Consider the following 15,312-nt stretch of genomic DNA (forward strand, 5'->3'; position numbering starts at 1 on the left):
CTCCGGCCCAACCCGGAGGAAACGGACGGGTCGGACGGCTGCCACCGGAAACGGTTCGAGGCACCCCTCCGGACCGTGTATTGTTTTCCAGGTCAGCAGGCGCCGCTAGCTCAGTTGGTTAGAGCAGCTGACTCTTAATCAGCGGGTCCGGGGTTCGAGTCCCTGGCGGCGCACGGACAGTTGGGGAGCCTCTCGCAGCAGCGAGGGGCTCCCCGATTTTTTGGCCCTCGAAGTCCGATTTGCGTGTGATGTCGGTCTCGATTGGTGCCCCGACGGAGCCATCAGGCCCGTCCTGCTCGTCAGGGCAGTAAAACCGGAATCGGGACAAAGGTCCCCGACCGCCGATGTCCCCCGCCCGTGCAGGCTGCTTCGGTCCGCCCGCAGGAAAGGCCGCGCTTTGTCCCGAAACGCCCAGAGCGGCCGTCGCACGCCGCCGATCAGTCTCCGGCCGGTCAAGCGCTTCGTGCGCTCCACCGGCGCGGCCGGCTTCTCCGGCGGACCCGGTGGGTCCGGTGGGTCCGGTGGGTCCGCCGGCGGGAAGTCGCGTCGGCCGAAGCGCACCGGCTGGCGCCGGCTGATACCCACCTGGCGGTTGACCCTGCTCGGCTTCGCCTCGGCGCTGCTGCTCGGCATCGGTCTGTTCGTGCTGGGGATCACGCTGGTGAAGGTCCCGGACGCGCACGCCGCCGCGACCGCGCAGAGCAACACCTGGCTCTACTCGGACGGCTCGGTGATCACCCGCACCGGCCAGACCAACCGGCAGAACGTCACCCTGGACAAGGTCTCCCCCGCCGCCCAGCACGCCGCGCTGGCAGCCGAGGACCGCAACTTCTACAACGAGGGCGCGGTCAACGTCCAGGGCCTGGTCCGGGCCGCGGTCAACACCGCCAAGGGCGAGGGCACCCAGGGCGGCTCCACCATCACCCAGCAGTACGTGAAGAACACGTACCTGAACCAGAAGCAGTCGATCACCCGCAAGGTGAAGGAACTCTTCATCGCCATCAAGGTGGACGCCACCGAGAGCAAGGACGACGTCCTCGCCGGCTACCTGAACACCTCGTACTACGGCCGTGGCGCCTACGGCATCCAGGCCGCGGCCCAGGCCTACTTCGGCGTCGACGCCTCCGCGCTCAACCCGGCGCAGGGCGCCTACCTGGCCACCCTGCTGAACGCGCCGAGCGCCTACGACGTGGCCACCGCGACGGCCGCGGGCAAGCAGAACGCCGTCAACCGCTGGAACTACGTGCTGGACGGCATGGTCAAGGAGGGCTGGCTCTCCGCCGAGGAGCGGGCCGCCACCACCTTCCCGGACGTCCGGGATCCGCAGCCCAACCCGGGCCTCTCCGGCCAGGCCGGCTACCTGGTCGACGCGGCCACCCAGTACCTGACCTCGACCAACGTCATCAGTGAGACCGAGCTGGCCAAGGGCGGCTACACGATCAAGCTGAGCATCGACCCGGGCCGCCAGCAGGCCCTCCAGGACTCCGTCCAGGCGCAGCTGCGCGACACCCTGAACCCGGACAAGCGGAAGAAGGACGCCTCCGCCCAGGCCGGCGCCGCCTCGGTGGACCCGAAGACCGGCGCGGTCGTCGCGCTGTACGGCGGCGTCGACTACGTGAAGCACTACGTGGACAACGCGACCCGGCGCGACTACCAGGCCGGTTCGACCTTCAAGGCGATCGCGCTGGCCGCCGCCTTCGAGAACGACGCCAAGACCCAGGACGGCCGCACCGTCACCCCGCGCACCGTGTACGACGGCACCAGCGGCCGGAAGGTCCGCGGCGGCAAGGGCACCCCGTACGCGCCGCCGAACGAGGGCGACAAGAGCTACGGCCAGATCACCCTGCAGCAGGCCACCGACTGGTCGGTCAACTCGGCGTTCGCGCAGCTCGCACAGGACACCGGACTGCAGAAGGTCAAGGACACCGGCATCGCCCTGGGCCTGCCCGGCAACACCCCGGGCCTCGACCCGGTGCCCTCCATCCCGCTGGGCGCGGCCACCCCGAGCGTGCTCGACATGGCCGGCGCGTACGCCACCCTGGACAACGGCGGCAAGCAGATCACCCCGTGGCTGGTGCAGTCCGTGGACCGCGAGGGCGAGGCCGTGCCGCTGCCCGCGCACAAGACCACGCAGGCGATCAGCGCGGACACCGCCAACCAGGTCACCTCGATGCTCCAGGGCGTGGTGAGCGACCCGGGCGGCACCGGCTGGCGAGCAAAGGGGCTGGGTCGCCCGGTGGCGGGCAAGACCGGCACCACCGACGACCAGAAGTCGGTCTGGTTCGTCGGCTACACCCCCGAGCTGGTCACCTCGGTCGCCCTGTTCGGCCAGGACCCGGGCACCGGCGCCCAGGTCAGCCTGAGCGGCGTCGGCGGGATCGACGGCGCGGCGGGCGGCCAGTACCCGGCGCAGATCTGGACGGCCTACATGAAGGCCGCACTCAAGGGCCAGCCGGTCAGCGACTTCCCGACCCCGGCCGACGACTACTCGGGCGCCGACGACCTGCCGACCGCGCCGAGCACGCCGAGCGGGACCCCGTCGACGGGCGCCCCCACCGGCGGCCCGACCAGCGGCCCCACTCCCTCGGGCTCCGGCTCGAAGGCGCCGTCGGACGGAACCGGCGGGGCCACCACGGCGCCGACGGCTCCCCCGACCGACCAGCCGACCAGTCAGCCCACCACCCGGCCGACCGGACGACCCACCACCCGGCCGACGCCGACCACGCAGCCGACCACGGACCCGACCTCGCAGCCGACCACCCAGCCCACGGGCGGGACGGACGCGCTCGTCGGGGCGGGCACGGCGGCCTCGTCGCGGTCCGGGGGCTGACCTCGGGGGAAGCGGGTGTTCGACTGATCGGGCTCGGCCGACCGGGCCCGATCGGTCGACTCGGTGATTGCGCCAGTGCGCACAGTTGAGTGCAGGACCAAATGCCGAAATGGCGCCTTACCGAACTATCGGTATGACTGTCACAATGCGGCGGTGCACAGATCAACGGCCTCCCCCACCCTCCCCTCGGGCCGAACCCTCGGCCTCGGTCTCGCGCTGGTCTCCGCCTTCGCCTTCGGCGGCTCCGGCACTGCGGCCAAGCCGCTGATCGAGGCCGGCCTCTCCCCGCTGCACGTGGTGTGGCTACGGGTCACCGGCGCCGCCGTGGCACTCCTCCCGATCGCCTACCGGCACCGGGACGCCGTCCTGCGCCGTCCCGGCCTGCTCCTCGGCTTCGGCCTGCTCGCCGTGGCGGGCGTCCAGGCCTGCTACTTCGCGGCGATCTCCCGCATCCCGGTCGGCGTCGCCCTGCTCATCGAGTACCTCGGACCGCCACTGCTCATCGGCTACGTCAAGTTCGTGCAGCGCAGGCCGATCAGCCGGGGCTCGGCCATCGGCGCCGGCATCGCGGTGGCCGGACTCGCCTGCGTGGTCGAGGTCTGGAACGGCCTGAGCTTCGACGCCCTCGGTGTGCTGTTCGCGCTCGGCGCCGCCTGCTGCCAGGTCGGCTACTTCGTGCTCGCCGACGCCGGCCGCCGCGGCGAGCGCCCGGTCGACCCGTTGGCCGTCAGCGCGTACGGGCTCCTCATCGGCGCCGTCCTGCTCACCGCCGTCGCCCGGCCCTGGCAGGCCGACTGGAGCCCGCTCGGCGGCGACGTGGTGATGAACGGGCACACCCTGCCCGCGTTCGTCCCGGCCGTATGGATGGTCCTGATCGCGACCGTACTCGCCTACCTGACCGGCGTGATCTCCGTCGGGTACCTCTCGCCACCGGTCGCCGGGGTGGTGGCCAACCTGGAGGCCGTGGTCGCCACCGTGCTGGCCTGGGTGCTGCTCGGCGAACACCTGGGGCTGCCGCAGATCGCGGGCGGCCTGCTGGTGCTGGCCGGGGCCTTCGCGGCGCAGGTCAGCACACCCGGGGCGGAGGAGGAGGCGGCGGTGGCCCCGGACGCGGCTGCCGCCGTGGCCGGGACGGCCACCGGCCCGGACCCGGAGGACCGAGCGGCCAGGACCGCTCGGACGGGATCCGCGACGGCTTCGTAGGAACCGGCGGCGGCCACCGGCTCCCGTCGCCGGCGGGCTGGCGGCTCACCACCGAACGTGAGACCGACGGGGTCGCCGCCGAACGCGGGGCCCACAAGTCACCGCCGGACGCGGGGCCGGCCGGCCCTTCGCCGAGCGTGGGGTCAGCGGGCTCACCGCCGAACGCGGGCCCGACAGGGTCGCCGCCGAGCGTGGGCTCAGCGGCCGGTCCAGCCGAACCAGTCGAAGTGGTTGACCGGCCAGACGACGGCCGACACCGGCCCGACCACATTGCTCACCGGCACGGCGCCGCCGCCGGGGCCGCGCTGGTGGTAGCGGGAGTCGGCCGAGTCGCTGCGGTGGTCGCCCTCGACCCAGACGTAGCCCGACGGCACCTTCACCGGACCGAAGTCCAGGCCCGCGCAGGAGTCGTCGCCCGGGTGCAGGTACGGCTCGTCCACCTTCCGTCCGTCGACGCTCAGGGTGGTCCCCTCGCACTGGACGGTCTGGCCGCCGGTCGCGATGACCCGCTTGACCAGGTAGTTGTCGTCCTTCGGCGGCACCAGCCCGACGAAGCTGAGCGCCGAGCTCACGCCGTCGGTGAGCGGGTTCGGGTCGGTGGGCTGGGGCGGCAGCCAGCCCCCCGGGTCCTTGAACACCACCGGCTGCCCCGGCTGCGGCTCCCAGCCGGTCAGCGGCGCCAGCTTGTTCACGCCGACCCGGTCGCCGATCCGCAGGGTGTTCTCCATCGAGCCGGACGGGATGGAGAACACCTGGAACAGGCAGGTCTTGATCAGCAGCGCGACCGCCAGGCCGACCACGATCATCGCCGGCAGCTCGATCCACCACGGGCGGGGACGGCGGCCCGAGCGGCCCGTCCCCTCACCGCCACCCGGACGGGTGCCCCGGCGCCCGCGCGAGCCACGGGCCCTGCGGCGCGCCTCGGCACGGCCGCCGGACACCCCGTGGGTGTGCGGGGCGTCCTGGGCGGCGGAATCGCCGGGGGCTCCGCTGGGCGTATCGGGCAGGTTCACCGCCATCGTCGCTGCTCCACCTCTCCGGCCGGGGAACCTGCACGGTACGCCAACCGCGGAGCCTGGCGAAATCGGGCATTTAGCCGTCACCGACATCCCGGGGTGCCTCCGTCCCGCCCAGCGCGGGCTGCGGACGGATGCCGGCGGCGCCCCCGGGCCCCCTCCTTCCTGCGGTTCTCCTCCTCAGGAGCCGCAGTTCCCCCTTCAGGCGCGGGCGATGGCCTCGTGGTGCCGGATGACCTCGGCGATGATGAAGTTCAGGAACTTCTCAGCGAAGACCGGGTCCAGCTTCGCGCCGGCGGCCAGCTCGCGGAGCCGCTTGATCTGGTCGCGCTCGCGTGCCGGATCGGCCGGCGGCAGCTTGTGCTCGGCCTTGAGCCGGCCGACCCGCTGGGTCGCCTTGAAGCGCTCGGCCAGCATGTGGACCACCGCGGCGTCGATGTTGTCGATGCTCTCGCGCAGGCTGGTCAGCTCAGCCCGTACGGCGTCGTCGATCCCCTCGGACAGGCCGGCGTCGGGGGTCGTGGAGTGGTCCGTCATCGGGGCGGCTCCCGGTGTCTGGGTGGGCGCCCGACCGTACGGCGGCCGGGCTCGGGCCCGGGCAAATCTAACAGGGCCCCCGCTCACGCCAGGCACCGCTGAGCGGATCCGTCCACGATCCGGACAGCCGTCCGGACCCCCGGAACACCCCCGGCGACCCGCACCGCCCGGCCCTGCCGACGCGGCGTGACACGCCGGGCCGGGCACCGGGCTGCCCGTAGGCTGGTGCGTGCATGACCGGAAGTGACCGCTGAGCAGTCCCCTGTAGTGGAGGTACCGATCGTGGCAACCACTCGCACCGCTCGTACGGCCTGGGAGGGCAACCTCCTCCAAGGAAAGGGCCAGACGACTTTCGTCTCGTCCGGGATCGGCACGTACCCGGTGTCCTGGCCGGCCCGCGCCGAGCAGCCCAACGGCATGACCAGCCCGGAGGAGCTCATCGCGGCCGCCCACTCGGCGTGCTTCTCGATGGCCCTCTCGCACGGCCTGGCCAACGCCGGGAACCCGCCCCGCACGCTGGACACCCAGGCCGACGTCACCTTCCAGCCGGGTGAGGGCATCACCGGCATCCACCTGACCGTCACCGGCGACGTGCCGGGCCTGGACGAGGGCGGCTTCGTCAAGGCCGCGGAGGACGCCAAGGCCAACTGCCCGGTCAGCCAGGCCCTGACCGGCACCACCATCACCCTGACGGCGAAGCTGGCCTGACGGCCCGGCGACTGACGCCCCGGCGGCGGACGGCCCGGCGACTTCCTCCGACGTTTCGTCCGCTCGTCCGCCCCAGGTGCGACCCCGGCGCGCAACCGGCGCCCGGGGGCGCGACTTCGGCGCACGCGCCCCTGGTGCACATCATGTGATGTGCACCAGGGGCGTCTGCACGTACCGCCACCCATGATCACAAAGCGGGCGAATCACCCTCGCGGCGGTCACCGCGCGTTGCCGTCGCGGCCTATGATCGGCCGAAGCGCCCTGTTCTTCACGCGGGTCCCCGTGCGACAGCGCCCCACGGCGGGCGCCCCGCAGCGGACCGACTCCGAGGACCGCGACAGAGTGCGGAGCCGGCCGCCGGAATCCCGACTGACCGGCCTGACCATCGTCAAGCGTCAGCAGCGGACGGGAGCATGCCGTGCCGGGCCAGAACGAGGGGGCCGACGCACACCACCCGGGCGTGCGGCACGAGGAATCACCACACCACCGCCACCTCGCCGCGCCGTTCCTCGACCCGGCCGCCGCGCCGGTCCCCGGCGCCGCAGTCGGACCCGTCGCAGGGGTCGGACCCGTCGTCGGAGCCGCGACCGGGCCCGCAGTGGGGCCGGCGGGAGGGCCGGTGGGAGGGCCGACCGCAGGATCCGGCGCCAGGCCGTCCGCCGGAGCGCTCGCCCCGCCCGGTGCCTGCGGGACGCTGGAGGAACCCGAGGTGCTGCTCTGCCCCACCTGCTCGGCCCCGCTCACCGACGGCACGCACCGCGCCGGCGCGGACGGGGCCGACCGGGCGAACGGCGGCGACCGGCTGCTGGCCGCACTGCGGGCCAGCGAGTCCCGGTTCCGGGCAGCCTTCTGCGACGCAGTCATCGGGATGGCCCTGATCGACCCCGAGGACCGGATCATCGAGGTCAACCCCGCCTTCGCCACCCTGATCGGACGGGGCGTCGGCGACCTGGTCCGCACCCACCTGCACGAGATCATCGACCCGGAGGGCATGCCGGCCAGGCTGTTCTCCGAGCTCGTCCACGGGGAGCGGGAACGGTTCCGCGTGGAGAAGCAGCTCAAGCACCGCGAGGGCCACGACGTCTGGAGCAAGGTCACCGTCTCGCTGATCCGGGACGGCGCCGGGGAGCCGCTCTACACCCTCGCGCTGGTGGAGGACATCTCCGAACAGCGCCGGCTCGGCGACCGCCTGGAGTACCAGGCCCTGCACGACCCGCTGACCCGGCTGCCCAACCGGGCCTACTTCTTCGAACGGCTCGACGCCGCCTGCGTCGCGGCCGCCGAGGAGCCCGCTCCGGGCCCGACCGCCGACGAAGGCCGCCGGGTCGGCGTCTGCTACCTGGACCTCGACGGCTTCGCGGCGATCAACGAGGCCCTCGGCCACCACATCGGCGACCAGCTGCTGATCGCCGTCGCCACCCGGCTGCGGCGCGGGTTCGACGGGTACGACACCCACCTGGTGGCCCGGATGGGCGGCGACGAGTTCGCCGTCCTGGTCACCGACAGCCTGGGCAGCGAGCAGCTGACCGAACTGGCCGGCCGGATCCTGGAGGTGCTGGAACGTCCCTTCGACGTCGCCGGACACCGGCTGGTGATCACCGCCAGCGTGGGCGTGGTCGAACGGTCCGTGCACGAGACCACCCCGACCGACCTGGTCAAGGACGCCGACGCCACCCTCTACTGGTCCAAGGCCGACGGCCGCGCCCGCTGGACCCTCTACGACCCGGACCGCGGCGCCCACCAGCTCACCCGCCAGCTGCTCGCCACCGCGCTGCGGCCGGCCCTGGAACGCGGCGAGTTCACCATCGAGTACCAGCCGCTGGTCGGCCTGGCCGACGGCGCCGTGCACGGAGCCGAGGCCCTGGTCCGCTGGCGCCACCCCCGCTACGGGACGCTCTCCCCGGACCGGTTCATCCCGCTCGCCGAGGAGTCCGGCGCGATCGTGCCGCTCGGGAAGTGGGTGCTGGAGGAGTCCTGCCGTCAGGCCCGCCAGTGGCTCACCGAGTTCCCGGACACTGAGACCTTCGTCAGCGTCAACCTGGCCGCCCGCCAGATCTGGGACTCCGATGTCGTCGCCGACGTCGCCCGCGCCCTCGAACACACCGGCCTGCCCGCCCGGCTGCTCCAGCTGGAGATCACCGAGAGCGCCCTGCTCGGCCCCGGCGGACGTCCGCTGCAGGCCCTCCAGGCCCTCGCGGACATGGGCGTGCGGATCGCCATCGACGACTTCGGCACGGGCTACTCCAACCTGGCCTACCTCTCCAGGCTCCCCGTCCACGTACTGAAGCTGGACGGCACCTTCATCGAGGGCTTCCGCGACCCGGCCCCCGCCGACCGCCCCGGCCTCCCCGAGCTCGGCACCCGCCGCAGCGACGCCGACGAGCAGATCGTCGGCGCGATGGTGCAGCTGGCCCACACCCTCGGCCTGACCGTCACCGCCGAGGGCATCGAGAGCGCGGCCCAGGCCGAGCGGCTGCGGCTGACCGGCTGCGACACCGCCCAGGGCTGGTACTTCGCCCGACCGGGCGAGGCCGCGCTGGTCGCGGCCATACTCCGCGACGGCCGACCCGCCCTGGACGGGCGGTAGCGGCAGCGGGACGCGCGGGCTGACCGCCCCGGGCGGCGGCCGCCCGGGGCGGTCAGGCGTGCACAGCGGCGGTCGGGCCCCTGCTGTCAGGCGGCTCCTGCCGTCAGGCGTCTGCCGTCAGGCCGTACGCCTCGGCGATCAGGCCGTAGGAGCGGAGGCGGGCCTCGTGGCCGTGGATGTGCGAGGTGACCATCAGCTCGTCCACCCCGGTCCGCTTGCGCAGGGCCTCCAGTCCGTCGGCGACCCGGCCCGGGTCGCCGAGCACGACGTTGTCGAGCCAGCTGTCGATGAAGTCCGCCTCGGCCGGGCCGTACGGGTACTGCTCGGCCTCCTCCGGGGTGGGGATCGGGCCGGGGTTGCCCCGCCGCAGCCGGAGCATGCCGAGCGCGGCGGAGCGGGCCAGCCGGCGGGCCGAGGGCTCGTCGTCGGCGGCGACCGCGCTCACGCCGATCAGGGCGTACGGCTCGGCGAGCACGGCGGAGGGGCGGAAGGACGACCGGTAGAGGTCCAGGGCCGGGAGGGTGTTGGCGCTGCTGAAGTGGTGGGCAAAGGCGAACGGGAGGCCGAGGCGGCCCGCGAGTCGGGCGCTGAACCCGGAGGACCCGAGCAGCCAGACCGGCGGGCGGCCCTCGCCCCGGGGGACGGCGGTGAGCCGGGCGTACGGGTGCCCAGCGGGGAAGTCGCCGTCGAGGAAGTGGGTCAGCTCGGCGAGCTGCTGGGGGAAGTCGTCCGCGCCCTCGGCCTGGCCGCGGCGCAGCGCGCGGGCGGTCGCCGGGTCGGTGCCGGGTGCGCGGCCGAGCCCGAGGTCGATCCGGCCGGGGTGCAGGGCCTCCAGCAGGCCGAACTGCTCGGCGACGGCCAGCGGGGCGTGGTTGGGGAGCATCACGCCGCCCGAACCGAGCCGGAGCGTCGTGGTGTTCGCCCCGAGGTGGGCGAGCAGGACGGCCGGGGTCGAGCTGGCCACGCCGGGCATGCCGTGGTGCTCCGCCACCCAGAACCGGTGGTAGCCCCACTGCTCGGCCTCGCGGGCCAGCGCCGTGGTGGCCGCCAGCGCCTCGGCGGGCGTGTGGCCGGCGCCGACGGTCGCCAGGTCGAGGATCGAGAGCGGAGCGGGCGCCGTACCGCGGGCGGTGCCCCGGATCGCCGCGCCGGCCACCGCCCCGGTCCCGTGCTCCTGCTGGTCCTCGCTGGTCATGCCGTCCGCCCTCCTGGCTGTCGTGAGCCGTCCTCCGTGTCGCGACGTGCCGGTCCCGGACGGCCCGGCGGTCGCTGTTGCCGACCGGGGTCAACCACGGCGGGCGGCTCGCTGTTCCCGTGGTCGGGGCACCGTTCGCCCCCGGTCCGAACACGTTTCGGCCATTCCTCCGGAGCCGCCGACCACTCGCGCGACTGACGGAGAGCCAGCGCGCGGACACGGTTGGCGACTTCACGCCAGCGCCGGAAGTCGCCAGGGTCAGGACTCGCGACGGCGGCCGACATCCGGCAGGCTGGTGATCAGGAGCGGATCGCCGAGCGGGATCCGCGCTCCACCAGCAAGATCGTCGGGCTGGACCAGTTCCGGACGATCACTGCGAGCCCTCGGCGCGGCACCCCGCCCCGGGGGCTCGTTCGGTTCCTGGCGGCGGCGACGGCGGCGTTCCCCGACGGAGGCTCCCCCTCCGCCCCGCCCGGTGCGCACGGCCCGGCACCCTGCGCAGCGGCCGGAACCGGCGGTCGTGACCTGCGGCATACCGGGGTGCTTCATGCCATGAAAAGTCGAGGCGCTAGCGTTGACCCCTACAGCCACCTGCTCGCTCGGGCGGCGTGGAGGGAGTAAGGGCCTTGAACTTCGTGGCGGCGATCGGATCCTCGTGGATCTGCGCCCTGGCTCTGTTCGCCGTGCTCGGCGACGCCCTCCTCCCCTTCATCCCCAGCGGGACGCTGGTCATCCTGGCGGTGCTCAAGACGGCGCAGATCAACGGGGCTCCGCTGATGCTCGGCCTGGGCGTGGCGGTGGCCTCCTTCCTGGGTGATCTGCTGTTGCTCCACCTGGCACGGCGCGGCGCCCCGATGCTGCACCGCCGGCTCGCCCGGCGCCCCAAACTGGCGGCCAGCGTGGCCCGGGTCCAGGAGGCCCTGGTCGAACGCCCGCACGGCGCGGCCGCCGCGATGGTGGTGATCGCGCGGTTCGTCCCGGCCGGGCGGACCGTCCTCGACGTGGCGATCGGCCACTCCCCCGCCCATCCGCACCGCTTCCTGCACTGGTCGGCACTGGCCGCGCTGATCTGGGCCGCCTACATCGTCACGCTGGGCTGGCTGAACAGCCACTGGTTCAACACCGCCTGGCTGAGCCTCGTGGTCTCCTGCGCGGCGGCCACCGCCATCAGCACGGCGATCGCGCGGATCGTGCGCCGCAACCGGCGGCTCGCCGCGCTCTGATCGGCCCACCCGGGGCTGCCGGCCCTCGCCGCTCCTGCCGGCCTCGGCCCCTGCCCTCGACCCCTACCCTCGGCCGCCGACCTCGGCGGGGCGACCTCCGACCTCCGACCTGCGACCTGCGACCTGCGACCTCCGCGGGGCGCTGTCCGCGTTGGAACTACTGCCCTGGGGGCGCACTACCCATCAAGGGGCAAAAATTTCCCCAAAAGGGCGATCAAACGGGCCGAATGCTGACGAACCGCCACCAACCCCGGACGGACCGGCGGTACCGTACTGCGCGGGCCGCGAGGAATGCGAAGCGTCACAAGACGGCAACAGATACCGGATCCCTGCAGCCCGGCCGGACGCACCCGACGTGTTGAGAGTCGTCGGAGCCCGGCGGCGTTGGAGGCCACTGCGGCGACATGACATGCTAGCGGCGGAATAATCATCAATTGCCCGATTTGACCGGTGCGGCCGCCGGACCGCCCTCACCACCGGTATCGGTACCCAGGGGAGACCATGACCAGCATCTCGCGCAGGACGGTGCTCAGTGCGACCGCTGCGACCGCGGCCCTCGGCGCGGTCTCGGCCTGCTCCAGCGGCGGATCCGGGTCGGGTCAGGGCTCCGCCTCGCCCGGCTCCGGCGGCGCGAGCGGCACCCAGGACGGCGGCGCCGGCGGTCAGGCCCAGCCGGTGGTGCCCAAGGGCACCCCGATCGGCGACGGCTCCAATGCGGACACCGGCCCGCAGCCCAACCAGCCCAAGCCCGAGAAGCTCAAGCCGGGCGAGCGGCCGCCGCAGTTCGTGGTCTTCTCCTGGGACGGTGCCGGCGGCACCGAGGACGGCCAGTTCCCCCGCTTCCTGAAGCTGGCGGAGCAGTACAAGGCCACGATGACCTTCTTCCTCTCCGGGATCTACGCCCTGCCCAAGGGCAAGGCCGACCTGTACCACCCGCCGAAGCACTCGGTCGGGGCCTCGGACATCCCGTACCTGTCGGACGGCGCGGTCAAGAGCACGCTCAAGCTCATCAGCCAGGCCTGGCTGGCCGGGCACGAGATCGGCACCCACTTCAACGGGCACTTCTGCTCCAGCCGCCCGGACAAGAACGGGGTCAACATGTGGACCCCGGAGGACTGGCAGAGCGAGATCGACCAGGCCATCGGCTTCGTCACCCAGTGGCGGACCAACACCGGCTTCACCGACGTCGAGCCGCTCCCGTTCGACTACAAGAAGGAGCTCATCGGCGGCCGCACTCCCTGCCTGGAGGGGCAGAAGGCACTGCTGCCGACCATCGCCAAGCTCGGCTGGAAGTACGACGCCAGCTCGTCGGGCGGCCTCCAGATATGGCCGCAGAAGGTGCAGGACGGCAAGGTCTGGGACTTCCCGCTGCAGTCCATACCGTTCCCCGGGCACACCTTCCAGGTCCTGTCGATGGACTACAACATCCTGGCCAACCAGTCCAAGGGCAGCACCAAGGGAGACCCGGCCAGCTACAACGACTGGCGCACCCAGGCCGCCGGCTCCTACCTGGCGGGCTTCGAGCGCGCGTACAACAGCAACCGCGCACCGTTCTTCATCGGCAACCACTTCGAGCAGTGGAACGGCGGCATCTACATGGACGCCGTCGAGCAGGCGCTCAAGTCGATCGCCGGCAAGCCGGACGTCCGGCTGGTCTCCTTCAAGCAGCTGGTCGAGTGGCTGGAGGTGCAGGACCAGTCCACCCTGCGCAAGCTGCGCTCGCTCAACGTCGGCCAGGCGCCGGCGGGCGGCTGGGAGACCTTCCTCGGCACGGCCGGCTGACGCACGGCCGGGGTGCGGCGGAGAGCAGCACCGCTGGGGGGCACCACCAGGAGGGTGGACCGACGGGAACGGGGCCACCGGGGGCGTGGCGGCCGGTGGGTGTCCTGACCCCGCCGGCCGCTGTCGCCCCCGTCCGCCCCGGTCCGGTCAAGCGGGTGGCTACCCCGTGGCGGGGGCGTCCGCGAGCAGGCTGCGGACGATCCGGTCGGCCCCGGCCTCGCCCCAGAGGATCGAGTAGTGGTTGGAGTCCGGCACCGGCGAGGCCGCAACCCGCTCCGGGTCCAGCCCGGCCAGCCCGATCCGCTGGTGGTCGTAGAGGCCCTGCGGCTCGTCGAGCAGTCCGCGTTCCGCCCAGAGCAGTTCGGCCGGGCAGGGCAGCCGGTGCACGGCGGCAGCCGCCTCCCGGTCCAGGAGCACCTGGGCGCCGTCGGCCTGCACGGCCTCCAGCACGCAGGAGGAGTGCAGTTCGGGCACCGCGCCGACGAGGTCGCGCCGGGTGTAGGCGTCGATCCCCTCCGACCACGCACCTCCGAAGGCCGGGTGTCGGCGCCAGAACTCCCGGTAGGCCTCCTGGTCCGGGAAGGTCATCGACAGCCGGGCCAGTGCGGGCCCGAGCACCGCGGCCAGGGCGTCCTCCTCGCGAACGCCCTCCGGCAGCGGGAAGGTCACCGCGCCGTCCACCAGCAGGACCCGGCGGACGAGTCCGGGGTGCCGCACGGCGGCCAGGGCGGCGACCCAGGCCCCCATCGAGTGGCCGACGACCACGGCGGGCCCCGTGTCGAGGGCGGTGATCAGCGCGGCCACGTCATCGGCGTGCCGGGCCAGCCCGTACGGTCCGGAGACCGAGCGGCTGGCGCCACGGCCCCGCAGGTCGGGCGCGACCAGGGTGACGCGTCCGGCGATCCTGCGGGCGACCTCGAACCAGGCGAGGCCGTTGGCGGTGATGCCGTGCACCGCCACGACCGTCGGCGCCCCCGGTTCGTCGGCGGGCCAGCGCAGGACGGTCAGGCCCCCGCCGGGCACGGGAACGGTCGACTCCTCGGGCTTCAGTGGCGACTGGCTCACGCGGGGGCACCTCCGGTGGGGCGGGCGGTCCGGACGTCGGCCGGCGTCCGGGCGGAGCGGGCGGATCGGGCGGCGCGGATGCGGGCGGGCAGTCCGGCCAGGCCGCCGGGCAGCAGGTAGACCACGGCGACGAACAACGCACCGAGCAGGAAGAGGGGTTGGGAGAGCGGCACCCGCAGCGCCGCGGGCAGGTCCGCGACGGCCGTGGAGTTGGCGAGGTCGCCGAGCCGGTGGCTCGCCCAGGTGTACAGGACACCGCCGAGCAGTGGGCCCCAGCGGGTGCCGGACCCGCCGAGGACGACCATGACCAGGAGGGCGAGCGTGGCGTCCGAGGAGGCGGCCTGCGGGGTGGCGCCGCCGGTCAGCAGCAGGTAGACCACCCCGCCCAGCCCGGCGAGCGCGCCGGCCAGCACGAAGGCGACCAACTTGTAGCCGTAGGGGCGCAGTCCGAGCACCTCGACCCGGCGCTCGTTCTCCCTGATCCCCTCCCAGACCCGCCCGATCGGCGAGTTGACGGCCCAGTGGACCGCGGCGACCGTCAGCACCAGGTAGCCGACGGCGATCCAGTAGAGGGAGGCGGTGTTCTCGATCCCGAGCAGGCCGGAGGGCAGCAGGTCGGCCGGGGCGGACCGGCCTTCCTCGCCGCCGGTGACGCCACCGGGGTTCCGCTGGACGAGGATGGAGCCGGCCTGGGCGAAGGCGAGGGTGACCATGGAGAAGCCGATGCCGGTGACGCGCAGGCTCACCGAGCCGAGCAGCAGGGCCAGCAGCACGGTGCAGGCGACGCCGAACACCGCGGCGGCGGCGAACGGCAGTTGCAGCTCCAGCATGCCGAGGTCGGTGGCGTAGAGGCCGGTCGCGAAGTAGAGCGCGTGGCCGAAGGAGAGCAGTCCGGTACGGCCGAGCAGGAGGTCGTAGCCGGTGGCGAGGGCCCCGTAGAGCAGGCACAGGGCGAGGAGTTGGAGGCTTCCGGGGCTGCCGAGCGGGCCGTCGAGCAGTCCCGGGACGGGAAGCGCACTGTATGGGGCGACAAGGAGCGTGATCAGCAGGGCGATCGGCCACCAGCGTAGCGCTCTGTGCAGCACTGTCCAGCGATGAGTGAATGAATCACCTGTTCGAGTGATCATGGCGGACCCGTGTGTGTGTTCCCCGTGGGTCCCGGGAAG

The 15,312-nt window shown here is 73.1% G+C and carries 11 protein-coding genes and 1 tRNA gene; 7 read left to right on the plus strand and 5 right to left on the minus strand.

Annotated elements, in window-relative coordinates:
• Window positions 1–99: 99 nt before the first annotated feature.
• From ACZ7KX_RS28090 to ACZ7KX_RS28100, 3 genes are all read left to right on the plus strand, one after another.
• Window positions 100–173, plus strand: a tRNA-Lys gene (locus ACZ7KX_RS28090).
• A gap of 224 nt (window positions 174–397) precedes the next feature.
• Window positions 398–2,830, plus strand: coding sequence for a transglycosylase domain-containing protein (locus ACZ7KX_RS28095; protein WP_470328890.1), 2,433 nt, complete (start codon window positions 398–400; stop codon window positions 2,828–2,830).
• A gap of 153 nt (window positions 2,831–2,983) precedes the next feature.
• Window positions 2,984–4,033, plus strand: coding sequence for an EamA family transporter (locus ACZ7KX_RS28100; RefSeq protein WP_470328891.1), 1,050 nt, complete (start codon window positions 2,984–2,986; stop codon window positions 4,031–4,033).
• A 197-nt stretch (window positions 4,034–4,230) separates the two neighbouring features.
• Here ACZ7KX_RS28100 and lepB read toward each other — a convergent pair whose 3' ends face one another.
• Window positions 4,231–5,052 carry a signal peptidase I gene (lepB, locus tag ACZ7KX_RS28105; protein ID WP_470328892.1) on the minus strand — a complete coding sequence of 274 codons (822 nt, stop codon included), beginning with the start codon at window positions 5,050–5,052 and terminating at the stop codon, window positions 4,231–4,233.
• 198 nt (window positions 5,053–5,250) lie between these two features.
• A complete protein-coding gene (locus ACZ7KX_RS28110) occupies window positions 5,251–5,586 on the minus strand; it encodes a chorismate mutase (RefSeq protein WP_030060240.1) in 336 nt (111 codons plus the stop codon).
• A gap of 282 nt (window positions 5,587–5,868) precedes the next feature.
• On the opposite strand from ACZ7KX_RS28110, the gene ACZ7KX_RS28115 reads away from it, so the two are divergent.
• Both ACZ7KX_RS28115 and ACZ7KX_RS28120 read left to right on the plus strand, forming a co-directional pair.
• Window positions 5,869–6,294, plus strand: coding sequence for an OsmC family protein (locus tag ACZ7KX_RS28115; RefSeq protein WP_470328893.1), 426 nt, complete (start codon window positions 5,869–5,871; stop codon window positions 6,292–6,294).
• Window positions 6,295–6,913: 619 nt separating this feature from the next.
• Complete coding sequence (locus tag ACZ7KX_RS28120) at window positions 6,914–8,881, plus strand: putative bifunctional diguanylate cyclase/phosphodiesterase (protein ID WP_470328894.1); 1,968 nt, start codon at window positions 6,914–6,916, stop codon at window positions 8,879–8,881.
• Between the two features lie 103 nt (window positions 8,882–8,984).
• On the opposite strand, the gene ACZ7KX_RS28125 is transcribed toward ACZ7KX_RS28120, so the two are convergent.
• Window positions 8,985–10,076 (minus strand): LLM class flavin-dependent oxidoreductase, encoded by a 1,092-nt coding sequence (locus ACZ7KX_RS28125; RefSeq protein ID WP_470328895.1) that lies wholly within the window; start codon window positions 10,074–10,076, stop codon window positions 8,985–8,987.
• A 635-nt stretch (window positions 10,077–10,711) separates the two neighbouring features.
• On the opposite strand from ACZ7KX_RS28125, the gene ACZ7KX_RS28130 reads away from it, so the two are divergent.
• Complete coding sequence (locus ACZ7KX_RS28130) at window positions 10,712–11,299, plus strand: DedA family protein (RefSeq protein ID WP_350521922.1); 588 nt, start codon at window positions 10,712–10,714, stop codon at window positions 11,297–11,299.
• Window positions 11,300–11,800: 501 nt separating this feature from the next.
• Window positions 11,801–13,081, plus strand: coding sequence for a polysaccharide deacetylase family protein (locus ACZ7KX_RS28135; protein ID WP_470328896.1), 1,281 nt, complete (start codon window positions 11,801–11,803; stop codon window positions 13,079–13,081).
• Window positions 13,082–13,240: 159 nt separating this feature from the next.
• Here the strand turns inward: ACZ7KX_RS28135 and ACZ7KX_RS28140 are convergent, their stop codons facing one another.
• Window positions 13,241–14,146, minus strand: coding sequence for an alpha/beta fold hydrolase (locus ACZ7KX_RS28140; protein WP_470328897.1), 906 nt, complete (start codon window positions 14,144–14,146; stop codon window positions 13,241–13,243).
• Window positions 14,143–15,273, minus strand: a complete 1,131-nt coding sequence (locus tag ACZ7KX_RS28145; RefSeq protein WP_470328898.1) for a branched-chain amino acid ABC transporter permease — start codon at window positions 15,271–15,273, stop codon at window positions 14,143–14,145. Before ACZ7KX_RS28145 ends, ACZ7KX_RS28140 begins: the two co-directional genes overlap by 4 nt.
• Between the last annotated feature and the right edge of the window lie 39 nt (window positions 15,274–15,312).

This window comes from Kitasatospora sp. NPDC038210, assembly GCF_055600605.1.